The organism is Alphaproteobacteria bacterium, assembly GCA_040905865.1.
Lineage (GTDB): Bacteria > Pseudomonadota > Alphaproteobacteria > UBA8366.
The window spans coordinates 1-12,353 of record JBBDQU010000080.1 but is presented as its reverse complement, the minus strand read 5'-3'; the positions used below and the strand labels follow the sequence as shown (position 1 = coordinate 12,353).

At 63.7% G+C, this 12,353-nt stretch carries 13 protein-coding genes and 1 tRNA gene; 2 read left to right on the top strand and 12 right to left on the bottom strand.

Annotated features, from left to right (window positions below):
- Positions 1-75 precede the first annotated feature (75 nt).
- The 6 genes from WD767_18580 to WD767_18555 all read right to left on the bottom strand — a co-directional run bounded on the left by WD767_18580 (position 76) and on the right by WD767_18555 (position 3,873).
- Positions 76-504, bottom strand: a complete 429-nt coding sequence (locus tag WD767_18580; protein MEX2618098.1) for a DUF4112 domain-containing protein — start codon at positions 502-504, stop codon at positions 76-78.
- Positions 501-659 (bottom strand): YqaE/Pmp3 family membrane protein, encoded by a 159-nt coding sequence (locus tag WD767_18575; protein ID MEX2618097.1) that lies wholly within the window; start codon positions 657-659, stop codon positions 501-503. Before WD767_18575 ends, WD767_18580 begins: the two co-directional genes overlap by 4 nt.
- Before the next feature lie 139 nt (positions 660-798).
- A complete protein-coding gene (locus WD767_18570; protein ID MEX2618096.1) occupies positions 799-1,776 on the bottom strand; it encodes a TauD/TfdA family dioxygenase in 978 nt (325 codons plus the stop codon).
- Between the two features lie 33 nt (positions 1,777-1,809).
- Positions 1,810-2,244 (bottom strand): DUF2948 family protein, encoded by a 435-nt coding sequence (locus WD767_18565; GenBank protein MEX2618095.1) that lies wholly within the window; start codon positions 2,242-2,244, stop codon positions 1,810-1,812.
- Between the two features lie 3 nt (positions 2,245-2,247).
- The gene (gene murA, locus WD767_18560) at positions 2,248-3,525 is read right to left on the bottom strand and encodes a UDP-N-acetylglucosamine 1-carboxyvinyltransferase (protein MEX2618094.1); all 1,278 of its coding nucleotides are present in this window, start codon (positions 3,523-3,525) and stop codon (positions 2,248-2,250) included.
- 168 nt (positions 3,526-3,693) lie between these two features.
- Positions 3,694-3,873, bottom strand: a complete 180-nt coding sequence (locus WD767_18555; protein MEX2618093.1) for a hypothetical protein — start codon at positions 3,871-3,873, stop codon at positions 3,694-3,696.
- Between the two features lie 100 nt (positions 3,874-3,973).
- Here WD767_18555 and WD767_18550 point away from each other — a divergent pair.
- Positions 3,974-4,048: transfer RNA gene (locus WD767_18550), tRNA-Thr, on the top strand.
- A 20-nt stretch (positions 4,049-4,068) separates the two neighbouring features.
- On the opposite strand, the gene WD767_18545 is transcribed toward WD767_18550, so the two are convergent.
- The 4 genes from WD767_18545 to WD767_18530 form a co-directional block, all read right to left on the bottom strand.
- On the bottom strand, positions 4,069-5,610 hold the full coding sequence (locus WD767_18545) for a tripartite tricarboxylate transporter permease (GenBank protein MEX2618092.1): 1,542 nt from the start codon (positions 5,608-5,610) through the stop codon (positions 4,069-4,071).
- A 10-nt stretch (positions 5,611-5,620) separates the two neighbouring features.
- On the bottom strand, positions 5,621-6,118 hold the full coding sequence (locus tag WD767_18540; protein ID MEX2618091.1) for a tripartite tricarboxylate transporter TctB family protein: 498 nt from the start codon (positions 6,116-6,118) through the stop codon (positions 5,621-5,623).
- 145 nt (positions 6,119-6,263) lie between these two features.
- Positions 6,264-7,256, bottom strand: coding sequence for a tripartite tricarboxylate transporter substrate-binding protein (locus WD767_18535; GenBank protein ID MEX2618090.1), 993 nt, complete (start codon positions 7,254-7,256; stop codon positions 6,264-6,266).
- Between the two features lie 152 nt (positions 7,257-7,408).
- Complete coding sequence (locus tag WD767_18530; GenBank protein ID MEX2618089.1) at positions 7,409-7,861, bottom strand: GFA family protein; 453 nt, start codon at positions 7,859-7,861, stop codon at positions 7,409-7,411.
- A 97-nt stretch (positions 7,862-7,958) separates the two neighbouring features.
- Here WD767_18530 and WD767_18525 point away from each other — a divergent pair, with 97 nt between their 5' ends.
- Positions 7,959-9,425, top strand: coding sequence for a M81 family metallopeptidase (locus WD767_18525; GenBank protein ID MEX2618088.1), 1,467 nt, complete (start codon positions 7,959-7,961; stop codon positions 9,423-9,425).
- On the opposite strand, the gene WD767_18520 is transcribed toward WD767_18525, so the two are convergent.
- Together WD767_18520 and WD767_18515 are read right to left on the bottom strand one after the other, a co-directional pair.
- A complete protein-coding gene (locus WD767_18520; GenBank protein ID MEX2618087.1) occupies positions 9,422-11,086 on the bottom strand; it encodes a hydantoinase B/oxoprolinase family protein in 1,665 nt (554 codons plus the stop codon). The genes WD767_18525 and WD767_18520 overlap by 4 nt on opposite strands.
- A 240-nt stretch (positions 11,087-11,326) precedes the next feature.
- Positions 11,327-12,184 (bottom strand): TauD/TfdA family dioxygenase, encoded by an 858-nt coding sequence (locus WD767_18515; protein ID MEX2618086.1) that lies wholly within the window; start codon positions 12,182-12,184, stop codon positions 11,327-11,329.
- Between the last annotated feature and the right edge of the window lie 169 nt (positions 12,185-12,353).

Sequence of the window (12,353 nt, the reverse complement as noted above, 5' to 3'; positions counted from 1 at the left end):
CCGCCGTTGCCGAGGAGGTCGGTCCCTGGCGGTCGCTGGGGTCGAAGGCGTCGGTCACCGACATGGAAACCCGGCTCAACCGCCCGCTCGCCAGTCGCGGGCGCGCGGCGGCCCGTTGCCGTCAGCCGGATGTCCCCTCCGCGCGAGATGTTCCTCGATCAGCGCGAGGTTGCGCAAATTCGCCTTGAATCCGATATCGAAAATATCGCCGATCAACGGAATTGAGCCGACAATCATGTCGCCCAGCACATTCGCCGCCATCCGCGCCTTCACCGGCAAGGGGACGCCCAGCGCATGCGCCTGGCCGATGAAATAGACGCCACTGAGCGCCGTAACCGAGTCGCCGATCCCCGGCAGCAACCCCAGCAGGCCATCCAGCCCGATCCGGATACCGGTGCCTGGAATGCGAAACCGGCTGTCCAGCCACCAGGCAACGGTCCGCATCTGCGACAACGTATCACGCCCGGGATCGCGACCGGAATCGCGCGTGCGCGGATTATTCATTTCTTCGCGATCACCCAGATTGCATGGACGAGGCCCGGAATGTAGCCCAGCAGCGTCAGGATGATGTTCAGCCAGAAATGACCGCCGATCCCGACCTGAAGGAAGACGCCCAGGGGCGGGATGAGGACCGAAAAAATGATGCGGAGTACGTCCATGACCATGTTCCGTAACGGATGAGATGCGGAAAATCGTGATTTGGCATAACAACGCGTCGCGCGGCGCCGGGTTCCCCAACCGGGCCGGGTCCTGACGGAAGTGCCGGCGCAAACGGCCTCGCCCACCCGTTATAGGCCTCTACCCGTTATAGAAGGGCCGCCCGGTATTGCGCAGCCACAGCCGCACAAGCCGGCGCTTGCGTTCCGGTTCGGGGTAATCCTCGAAGCCGGTGCGCTTGTGGCCGCAGCGGCGGTTGTCGAGGAACTGCATCTGGCCCGGCTCGAAGTAAAAATCCTTCCACATCGCCGGGTCATCGAGGACCGCCTCGAACGCGTCCAGCGCCGCCGCCCCTTCGGGGTCGAGTTCCTCGCCCGCCAGCCGGTAGCCGTTCATGACCTGGAAGCGCGATAGCCGCGCGACCAGCGCCTCGCCGTCGAACGCGAACAGCGGGTGCCATGTGGTCATCGCGTCGCCCGGCGCGTGTTCGCGCTGGCGGTCGAAATGGAACGGCCGGTAAAGCCGCCGCAGCAGGTCCGGATGGCGCCGCTTCATTTCGTTATGCGCGGCGGTGAAGCTGATGACCCGGCTGATCCCGCCCGATTTCGCCGTCTGCAGGCAGAGCAGCCCCAGGATATGCGGCGGGCAAAGGTTGTAGCTGTTGTCGGTATGGAAATTCTGTTCGACATTGGTGACGTCCGGCCGCACGCCGTTGCCCGGCTTGAGACCGGTATCCTGGACGTCATAGACCATCCAGCCGCGCCAGTTCTGCGCCACCGGCCGGGCCATCACCGACGCCAGCAGCCAGTATATCGCCACCGCTTCCTCGCGGCTGTAGCGATCCATCGGCAAGCGGTCGAGGATCAGGAAGCCGAGCCCTTCGGCAATCTCCGCCTTCGCCCGCCCCATCAGCGCGCGGCACGCAGGCATGTCGAAATGGTCCGGCGACAGGATCTCGACCGGCAGCGGATTGGCCCGCAATTCGGCCACAACCCGGTCCAGTTCGGCACAGCATTCCGGCGGCAGGCGCAGCAGCCCGTCCTCCGGGCCCAGCGTGTCGCGCCGCCAGACGTTGGGGCCGGTGAAATCAGGCAGGATAGCGGGCGGCGATTCGATCATGGCGTCACTTTAGCGCGGAAAGCGGACGGGTTTCTATCCCACATCGTGTTCCGGCGTCCGCATGGCGGGCCAGGGTTCACCGAAATCGGACAGTATGCAGTACAGCCCCCCGACCTCCAGCCGGATGGCCGCATCGCCGGCGAACTGAATTGTCACCGTGCCGCCATCCGCATCGCCTTCGTAAAACAGGGCGAGGAAGGACAGGAACCGGCCGCGGTTGCGCCGGTCGATATTGCGGTAGCCCACATTGCGCACGGCGTCGAAGCGCAGCCCGCTATGGACCCGCTCCGCCGGGCCGCCGGCGCCGGTTTCCCAGCGGAACCGGTTCATCACCATGTACAGGCTGTTTTCGTCCTCCAGATAGGCGATGTCGCCCAGCGGTGTCAGCGCGTCCTGCAGTACAGATGAAATGACGACCAGGTCTTCGGCATCGCGCGCACGCAATTTCAGCGGGGCGTATCCGGCCATCGGTCAGCCGCCTTCCCGGATCCGCTCGATATCGGCGCCGCAGCCCGCCAGTTTTTCCTCCAGTTGTTCGTAGCCCCGGTCCAGGTGATAGACCCGGCTGATGACGGTTTCGCCCTGCGCCGCGAGCCCGGCCAGCACGAGGCACATCGAGGCCCGCAGGTCCGTCGCCATGACCGGCGCGCCGGTCAGGTGAGGCACGCCGCGGATCATGGCCGATGCGTGGTGCAGGTTGATATTGGCGCCCATGCGCATCAGTTCCGGCACATGCATGAAGCGGTTCTCGAAGATCGTTTCCGTCACCATCGAAGCACCATTCGCGACCGACAGCAGCGCCATCATCTGAGCCTGCAGGTCGGTCGGAAAGCCGGGAAAGGGTTCCGTCATCACGTCGGTTCCATTGATCCCGCCCCGTTCGGCGCAGACGCGGATGCCGTTCGCAACCGGTTCCAGCGTCAGCCCGGCAGCGCGCAGCGTATCGGCCGCCACGCCGATCAGTCCCAGTTCGATGCCCTGAAGTTCCAGGCAGCCCCCCGCCATGCCGGCGGCGATGGCGAAGGACCCCGCCTCGATCCGGTCGGCGATGATCTCATGGCGCGCGCCATGCAGGCTGTCGCGGCCCTGGATCACGAGGGTATCGCTGCCGATTCCATCGATCTCCGCGCCCATCGCCACCAGGCACTGCGCCAGATCGGCGACTTCCGGTTCACGGGCCGCATTGACCAGCCGGGTTTCGCCCTTCGCCAGGCAGGCGGCCATCATCAGGTTCTCCGTCGCTCCGACGGAGACGAAGGGGAAAACGATTTCCGCTCCGTGCAGCCCTTTCCGGGCGCGGGCCTCAATATAGCCGCCCTCCAGCTCGATTTCCGCGCCCATCTGCTGCAGGCCGCGAACATGCAGATCCACCGGCCGCGTTCCGATGGCGCAGCCGCCCGGCAGCGATACCCGCGCCATTCCGCAACGCGCCACCAGCGGCCCCAGGACCAGGGCGCTGGCCCGCATCTTGCGCACGATATCGTAGGGTGCGGTTGTGCTGGTGATGACCGGCGTCCGCAGCGACATCTCATGCCCCGCGCCCGCCGCATACATGTCGATTTCCGCGCCATGCTGCCGCAGCAATTCCGCCAGCGTTCTGATATCGGCCAGCCGGGGCACCCGCGACAGGACCAGCGTATCGCCGGTCAGCAGGCTGGCCACCATCAGCGGCAGGGCCGCGTTCTTCGCCCCGCCGATGGCGATCCGGCCGTTCAGGCTGTTGCCGCCGCTGATCCTTATCTGGTCCATGCCGCTCCTCGGCGGTGATTCGGGGGTCTCGAAAACGTCAGCGGGCTTGATGGCGTTCAGCAGGTCATGCGGCGACATGGGATGCTTTCTTATCAGGGAATTGCAGGTGGATAGCGGCTTTTTCTACGAAAAGAATATGACCATCACAAGGCATCCCTGCCCGGCGCGCTATTTGTCGCGAACTGGCGTATCCTCCGGACCGGGCACGCCGGACCGGGCGCGGCTTTGTTGCTTTCGTTTCAGCAGGTTATCGCGCAGCGCCGCGGCCAGCTTGTCCTGGCGCCCGCCCGCGCCCGCCTTGTTCGCCTGGGTTCGCGGTTTTCCCCCCGCCAGCCTGTCATCCGTCATTTTACACCACCGAGTCGCCCGGACCGATTCCTTCGCCGCCTCAGCATACGCCGTCTTGCCGCCGCCGACCACATATGCCATAAGGCACCCCTCGTTTCGGGCCGCCGTAGCTCAGGGGTAGAGCACACCATTGGTAATGGTGAGGTCCACAGTTCAATTCTGTGCGGCGGCACCATTTTTCCTCGCCGGAACGTCTCAGTTCCCTTTTTCCTGGTCGGCGATCTCCTGCATCCGCTCGCTCATGCGCACGCGAGAGGAAATCCAGGTCAGGATGACGACGGCAATGGCCAGGCCGATGGCGAGCGGGCTGTTGAACAGGGCCGCCAGCCAGTCGCCGTCATTGATCAGCAGTCCCCGGCGCAGGTTCTCCTCCGCCTGCGGGGCCAGCAGGAAGGTGATGATCAGCGGCGCTTCGGGGATTTTGAACACCCGCATGAAGTAACCCAGCAGACCGAAGAACAGCATGACCAAAACGTCATAGGGGTTGTTCTCGTAGCTGTAGGAGCCGATCACCGCCATCAGCATCACGACCGGCACCAGCAGCGGCGCCGGCAGTTCGCCCAGCTTCGCATAAACGAAGGCGAAGATGCGGCCGATGCCCAGATTGAAGATGTTGCCAACCAGCAGGATGATGAACAGCGAATAGATGATCGTCGGAAACAGCTCGAACATGCGCGGCCCCGGCGTCGCCCCCTGCAGCATCAGCGCGGCGCCGATCAGCGCCGCCACCGCGCTGCCCGGAATGCCGAAGGCAAGCAGCGGGACCAGCGTCGGCCCGACGGTCGCGTTGTTGCCGGCCTCCGCCGCGGCGATCCCTTCCAGCCGGCCGGTGCCGATCTTCTTTTCCGGGAATGTCTGCTTGGCGATGCCATAGGACAGGAAGGCGCCGACGGTGGAGCCGAGCCCCGGCAGCATGCCGACGAAGGTGCCGACGCCCAGCCCGATGCCCATTTCACGCCAGCAGCTGAAATATTCCTTCCAGCTTATGCCTTCCCCCGAGGTCGTAAGCATGCTCTTGACCGTATCGCCCAGTTCACGCGCCTGCTTGCTTTCCCGCACGATCTCGACCGATTTTTCGATCATCGCGCCCATGGCGAAAACGCCGATGACAACCGGAATCAGATGCACGCCATCCGCCAGCCACCACAGGTCGAAGGTGTTCCGCGAGACAGAACTGATCGGGTCGACGCCGATGGTGCCGACATAGAGCCCGATGGCCGCGCTGAGCATGCCCTTGGCCAGATGCGGGCCGCTGAGGGCGCCCAGCATGCAGACCGCCAGCACCATCAGCCAGAAGCGTTCGGAGGGGCCGAACTGAAGCGCCACCAGCGCCAGCAGCGGCGCCACCATCACCGTGATCAGGTCGCTGAGGAAATCGGCGGTCACCGATGCGTAGAGCGCCATCAGCAGCGCCTTGCGCCCCTTGCCCTGCTGCATCATCTTGTGGCCGTCGAAGACGGTCGCCGCCGCCTCGGACGTGCCGGGCGTGGCGAAGCTGATCGCCGATATCGAGCCGCCATAGATCGCGCCCTTGTACAGCCCGATCAGCAGGCCGAGCGCCGGCGCCTGGCCCATCGTGAAGGTCAGGGGCAGCATCAGCGCCACCCCGGTGGAAGCGGACAGTCCCGGCATGGCGCCGACCCCGACGCCGATGAAAACCCCGACCGCCAGCCACAGCATGGTTTCAAAGGTGAAAACGAGTTGCACCGCCTCATAGAATGCATCTACATTGAACATGGTTTTGCGCCTAGATCGATATGATGCTGGTGGGAAGGTAGATGCTGATCGACCAGAACAGGCCGAAGATCACAAGCGTCATGACGATCCCGGCAATCGCGGCGCTCCGCATTGGCCGCACGCCAAGGAACCAGGTCGCGGCAAACATGAAGACCGGCGTGATCAGCAGGAAGTCGATATTCCAGGCCAGTTCGAAATAGGCGTAACAGACCAGCACGGCCACCACGGGCACAATGAAATTGAACCGCCCGGCCTTTGCGACATCCTCCTCGACGACATTGCGATGCCTGTCGAACAGCAGCGCAGCCGAACAAAGCAGCATCGTGAACGCCGATATCACCGAGAAAAAACCGAGCCGGAAACCATCACGCAAGACCTGGTATATCCAGTCTTCCGTCGACAGATAGATCAGCAACAGGATGACAATACCGACCAGGCATGCGCCCACGCCGCGATTTGTCCGGAGCCAGTTGCCGCGTGCTTCGCCAGCGGCGTTATTGCTATCCAAGGCCTCTTCCCCCCGATTGTCCCGTATCCATGCCCGCGCGCCCGTCACCGGGCTTCCACGGGGTGGGCGTCGCCTGTCCGCCGCGCGGACAATCCCCGTCCGGAGCCGGATTTATCCGGCCCCGGCGGCGATCAGGTCGTGACGGTTACTGGAACAGCGCTACGTTTTTCTTGGACGATTCCAGGATCTCGGAATAGGCCTTCTGGGCTTCGTCATGCGGTACGTAGACGATCACTTCACCCAGTTTTTTCAGCATGTTGACGACCGGCTTTGATTCCAGCATTTCACCCAGTTTCGCGGACATGATCGCAACCTGCTCGTCCGGTGTATCGGGATGCATGCCGATAAAGCGCGGCGGGTTGAACGGCTTCAGGCCCAGGGTCTTGGCGTTCGGGACGTCGCCGATCACTTCCTTCGCGTCGGGCGGATAATCCGTATCGGTCGCGTTGAACACGACGGCATGCTTGTCCATCACCGTCACCGCCGTGGATGTGGTGACCGCCGCCATGTCGATATGGCCGCCCAGGTAGTCATTCATGGTCTTGCCGGTGCCGGGATAGGTCACCAGAATGACCTTGTCCACCAGGCCAAGCTGGTCGAGCGCGCTCGCCGTCCCCATCAACTGGGTCATCGTGCCGCCGATGGTCAGTTTCTTGTCGGCGGTCTTGATATGCTTCAGGAAACCGTCCCAGGTCGAAAAGTCCTTGTCGCGCGGCGCGATCAGCGTCGGCTTCATGACCGAATAATAGGCGACGACCCTGACATCCTTGGCCGGGTCGAAGGGCGGGTTCTTTTCGATCAGCGCCGCCATGACAGGGGTCGGGCTACCGAACATCAGCGTATGGCCGTCAGGCCCCTTGTCGAGCATGTTCTTCCAGCCGATCGTGCCGGATGCGCCGCCCCGATTCTGCACGCGCAACCCACGTTCGAAATAATCGAAACCGACCGATGCGAAGACGCGGGCCCAGCGATCCGTACCGCCACCGGCGCCGAACGGCACCAGGGCCAGAACGGTCTTGTCCGGATAATCCGCCGCAATCGCGGACTGGCCGGGAACGCCGGCAACGGAAGCCATCATGGCAAACGCCGCGCCGCCAAGCAGGAGTCGCCGACGGCGACTGAATTTCGTAAATGTCATTTCTGTTCTCCCTGATAATTTTATTTTCAATCTGGTCTGTTAACATTGCGTGCCAGAATTATGATTATGCACATTATATTTTCTGCGATCAACTCGCGCCGAGAATCAGGGCGTAGCGGGCGGACGCCGGTCTCGCCGTTTTTTCCATCTTTTCAACTGTTTCCGGCGAACAATTTTTTTGCCTCTTCGGGCGGGAAATTGCCCGGATAGGACGGAATATTGTCCGGTATTTCATCCCAGGGCTGCTTGCTGTTCACCCAAAGATGCGCATCCGGCACGGGCATTTTCGTGTTGTCCAGAGTGCCCGCCTTGACGCGCGCGAAGGCCGGCGCCTCGGGGTCCAGATGGTAGATCCTGTTGCCGCATCCGGGACAGAAATAGGCCACGTTACGGCGTCCGGAATCGGACGTCCGCTCCCAGGTCTTCAATTCGCCGGCGACGTGCAGGTCCGCCAGTTTCACGAACATGGTCGTGCTGTAGGCGCTGGCGGAAAGCTTCTGGCACTGGGTGCAGTGACAGACAAACATTGCCAGCGGCTTTCCGGTAATTTCATAGGTAACGCCGCCGCACTGGCAGGATCCCCTCATCGGCTGATCGTCGGACATTTCTTCCTCCATCGCAGGCATTGTCATCGCTCGATTGATGCGAAGAGGTGCCCTATCCTGTACCCCCAACGCAACCCCAGATGACCGAGGATTCATCATGCGTATCGCCATTGCCGGGTTCGCCCTGGAATCGGTTTCTTTCCTGCCGCATCTGACCGGAACGGCGGATTTCGAGCGCTGGGCCCTGCGCGGACCGGCGATGATCGAAGGATTGCGCGGCGAACAATCGCCCGGCGGCGGCTTCGTCGATACGCTGGAAGCCGCCGGCGCCGAGATCGTCCCGTTGGTATATACGGACGGGTTCGCCGCCGGTTCCGCCACGGACGAATCGTTCGAGGCGTTCCGCGATGAAATCGCCACGGGGCTGGCCGCTATCCGGAACGATATTGACGGCGTGCTGCTGTTCCTGCACGGCGCGATGACGACGCCGACGCGCACCAACCCGGACCTCGAATGCCTGCGGGCCGTGCGCGCCGCCGTCGGCGGGGACATGCCGGTAATGCTGGCGCTGGACCTGCATGCGAACCTCGCGCCGGAGACAACCGCGCTGGCCACCGCGCTGTTCGGCTTTCACTATTCGCCGCATACTGACATGGCGGAAACCGGCGCTCGCGCGGCGGATTGTCTGCTACGCACCCTGCGCGGCGAGGTCCGGCCGGCAACGGCGCTGGTGAAGCCTTCCCTCGCCCTGCCCAGCATCTTCACCGCCACCTCGGTTTCGCCGCTGAAGGATATCGTCGCGGAAGGCTTCGCCGCCGAACGGTCCGATCCGCGCATCCTCGACATTTCGATCTTCTGCGGCTTCGCGTATGCGGACGTGCCGCAGCTCGGCTTTTCGGTGGCCGTCGTCACCGACAACGACCCGGCCCTCGCCCGACGCACCGCCGAAACACTCGCCGCCCGAGTCGACGGCGCGCGCGAGGCCCTGCAGCACAGGGACCGCGTCTTCGCGATGAACGCCGGGGTCGACCGGGCCCTTGCCGTCGCGGCGCAGGCGGACCGGCCGGTAGTGATCCTGGAACACGCGGACCGGATGAACGATTCGACCTGGACCCTGCGGGAACTGCTGCGACGCGGAACCCGGCGTGTCGCCGTGCCCTATCTGTGGGACCCGCGGGCCGCGAAAGCCGCCGTGGAAGCCGGCGCCGGCAATAATATCTCCATCGACGTCGGCGGGCATTCCAGCGACCGCGCCGGCGGGCCGGTGCGGCTGGAGGGAAAGGTGCTGTTCGCCGGGCCGAAACGGTTCATCGGCACCGGCCCGATGCGCAAGGGCCGCGACATCGACCTCGGCCTTGCCGCCGTGATTGAGGCCAATGGCGTGACAGTGATCCTCACCGAACACACAACGCCCGCCATCGACCTCGACCCGTTCATCCAGTTCGGGCTGGATGCCGCGGAATTCGACATTATCGTTTTACGGTCGAAAACCCATTTCCGCGCGGTCTACGAGGAATTCGCCGCGGAAATCATCATCATCGACACGCCGGACTGGGGCCCGGCGGACCTCACGACATTGCCCTATCGCCATGTCAGGCCGGGCGTGTTTCCCGTGACTGTCTAATCGTCGCCCGCCGCCGCGTAGCCATAGTCGCGCCGGGCCGCCTCGGCGCTGACGACGCCGTCGCGCAGGTCCGCCGCCACTTTCGCCATGTCGCGCTGCGCCGGACTGCCGATCCCCGCGCCGCCCGGTGTTTCGACGATGAAGGTATCGCCCGCCGGGATGGTCTGGAAACCCTTGCCGTTCAGCTTCCGGCCGGAGCCCAGCCCGACATAGCCGTTGGCGCCGTCCGCGCCGCCCTCGCGGCCGCGCGGCGCGTGATCGATGCGGTCAAAAGACGCCAATATTTCAAAGTCTTCTCCCTGGGTATTCTGAATTTCGATTGACTGGCCATGGCCGCCGCGAAACTGCCCGGCGCCGCCGGAATCCGCCCGCAATTCCTTCTTCCAGAAGACCAGCGGGGCGATGGATTCCATCACTTCGATGGCGGAGGCCCGCACGCCGCTGGGATAGGCCGTGGCCGACAGCCCGTCCTTCACGGGCCTCGCGCCGGTGCCGCCATTGGTCACGACCGTCACCACGTACCCCGCGCCCGCATCGTTCGCGCCGAGGCTTTGCCCGCGCATGTTGAGGTTCCACAGGCACGACGTGCCTTCCGCCGGCACGCGTTCCGGCACCGCCTGGCGCATGCAGCCGAACACCACGTCGGGCAGCAGTTGCCCTACGATATGGCGCGAGGATACCGCCGCCGGTTTCGGCGCGTTGAGTATGCAGCCCAGCGGGGCGGAAACCGTGAAGGGCTCCAGCGACCCCGCATTGTTGGGGATGCGCGGGGAGACCGCGCAGGAAATCCCGAAACAGGTATAGGCGGTCGTATAGGCGTGCGGCACGTTGATGCCGAATTTCGACACCGGCGAGGTGCCGTCATAGTCGATGTGGATGCCGGTATCGGAAATCGTCATCGTGGCGGACAGGTCGAGCGGATGGTCGTAGCCGTCGATCCGCATGGTGTTGCGCCAGGCGCCTTTCGGCAAATTGGCGATTTCCGCCAGCACCGCGTTGCGCGACTGTTCGATGATATAGGCCCCAAGCCCGTCCAGATCGTCGAGCCCGAACTCGTCCATCATCTGGGTCAGCCGCTGGCAGCCGATATCGTTGCAGGCGGCCAGCGAATAGACATCGCCTTCGGATTCCACGGGCTGGCGCGTGTTGGCCCTGACCATTGCCAGCAGCGTTTCGTTCATTTCACCCCGGTCCGCGAGTTTGAGGAACGGAATGTAAATGCCTTCCATATAGACGTCCGTCGCGTCGGGGCCGAAGCCGATGCCGCCGATATCGATCAGATGGCTGGTGCAGGAAAACAGCGCCACCATCCTGCCGTGGTGAAAGGCCGGCGTGGTCAGGACGAAATCGTTCAGGTGGCCGGTTCCCTTCCAGGGGTCGTTGGTGATGTAGATATCGCCTTCGCGCATCGTTTCGACGGGGAATTTGTCGAGGAAATGCTTGACCGATTCCGCCATGGAATTGACATGGCCGGGCGTGCCGGTCACCGCCTGCGCCAGCATCCGCCCGTCCAGCGCGAAAACCCCGGCCGACAGATCGCCGCATTCGCGGACCATGGAACTGAACGCCGTGCGGATCAGCGTCTGCGCCTGCTCCTCGACCACGGAAATCAGTCGGTTCCACATGATCTGCATATTGATGCGCTCAAGGCTGCCGGTCATTCCCGCTGCTCCCGTAATCCGATCCGAATAGCCGCATGGTATATGAAAGACACGCCGGGGCGCTACGGGGCAGGCAAGGCCCGACCGACCGCTCAGTTCCCGAAACTGACCGCGTCGCGCAGCATGTCCGCCGTGCCGCAGCGCCCCGGTTCATATTCGATGGCGCCCAGGTCGTAGACGGCGAGGCGGCGCGGGCGGCCGCAGAAGTAATTGCAACAAGTAACGCTGACAGGACGGCGTTCAGAACGGCGTATCGCCCCGGATCGTGATCCGGTGCGCGCGCCGCCGCTTGCCGTGATAATCGTTGATTGCGTAATGCTGCACACAGCGGTTATCCCACAACGCCAGCGATCCGACCTCCCAGCGGAACCGGCAGGTGAATTCCGGCCGGATCGCATGGCGCCGCAGGTATTTGATCATGCCGTCGCTTTCCTCGTCCTTCATCCCGGCAAAACGCTGGGTATGGGAGCCGATATAGAGCGACTTGCGCCCCGTTTCCGGATGCGTGCGGATCAGCGGATGCTCGACCTCCGCCGGCAGGTCCACCGGTTCCTTCATCGCGACATTGCCGTTGGCCGCATAGCGTTCGCGGCGCGAGCGGCCGCCCGCCTTGTTCTTGCCGCTATCCCCCGCCGCGACGGTCTTTATTCCGGCCAGCATCGCCTTCATGCCGTCGGACAGCGCATCATATGCCTTGTACATATTGGCGAAGATCGTATCGCCGCCGGCGGCGGGCACTTCCTTGGCGTAGAGCATCGTCGCCATGGCCGGCTTCGGCGCGAACATCTGGTCCGTGTGCCAGTCATTGCCGAAATTATAGGTATCGGTTTCGGTCTTCAGGATTTCGATGATTTCGGGGTAGTCCGGCATCCCGGCGATATAGGGATGCAGGTGAATATCGCCGAACCGGCGGGCAAAGCCGAGCTGCTGTTCCGGCGTGATGTCCTGGTCGCGGAAGAAGATGACGCAATGGTCCAGAAGCGCCCGGTGGATCGCGGCGAAGGTGGTGTTATCGTCCAGGTCGCGCGCCAGGTCGACCCCGTGCAGTTCCGCCCCGAGCGCCCCCGCGATGGGCCGTATTTCAATGTCAGCCGTCATGGATATCCTCCCGATTTCCAGCCGGACGCAACAGCGCAATGCCCTCGCATCGCAGTCCGAATGGGGTAAACTAACACGACCGGACGGGGTGGAAACAATAGCAACGCGGCTGCGGGCAGGGCCCCGAACTCAGGTTAACGCTGTTTACGTGTTTCCGTTGGCGTGATTC

What these genes read in the sequence shown, in the direction of transcription:
- WD767_18515 (MEX2618086.1), bottom strand. Translation starts at nt 12,184, where the DNA reads ATGACGGCTGACATTGAAATACGGCCCATCGCGGGGGCGCTCGGGGCG.
- WD767_18525 (MEX2618088.1), top strand. Translation starts at nt 7,959, where the DNA reads ATGCGTATCGCCATTGCCGGGTTCGCCCTGGAATCGGTTTCTTTCCTG.
- murA (MEX2618094.1), bottom strand. Translation starts at nt 3,525, where the DNA reads ATGGACCAGATAAGGATCAGCGGCGGCAACAGCCTGAACGGCCGGATC.
- WD767_18535 (MEX2618090.1), bottom strand. Translation starts at nt 7,256, where the DNA reads ATGACATTTACGAAATTCAGTCGCCGTCGGCGACTCCTGCTTGGCGGC.
- WD767_18565 (MEX2618095.1), bottom strand. Translation starts at nt 2,244, where the DNA reads ATGGCCGGATACGCCCCGCTGAAATTGCGTGCGCGCGATGCCGAAGAC.
- WD767_18570 (MEX2618096.1), bottom strand. Translation starts at nt 1,776, where the DNA reads ATGATCGAATCGCCGCCCGCTATCCTGCCTGATTTCACCGGCCCCAAC.
- WD767_18530 (MEX2618089.1), bottom strand. Translation starts at nt 7,861, where the DNA reads ATGTCCGACGATCAGCCGATGAGGGGATCCTGCCAGTGCGGCGGCGTT.
- WD767_18520 (MEX2618087.1), bottom strand. Translation starts at nt 11,086, where the DNA reads ATGACCGGCAGCCTTGAGCGCATCAATATGCAGATCATGTGGAACCGA.
- WD767_18545 (MEX2618092.1), bottom strand. Translation starts at nt 5,610, where the DNA reads ATGTTCAATGTAGATGCATTCTATGAGGCGGTGCAACTCGTTTTCACC.
- WD767_18575 (MEX2618097.1), bottom strand. Translation starts at nt 659, where the DNA reads ATGGACGTACTCCGCATCATTTTTTCGGTCCTCATCCCGCCCCTGGGC.
- WD767_18580 (MEX2618098.1), bottom strand. Translation starts at nt 504, where the DNA reads ATGAATAATCCGCGCACGCGCGATTCCGGTCGCGATCCCGGGCGTGAT.
- WD767_18555 (MEX2618093.1), bottom strand. Translation starts at nt 3,873, where the DNA reads ATGACGGATGACAGGCTGGCGGGGGGAAAACCGCGAACCCAGGCGAAC.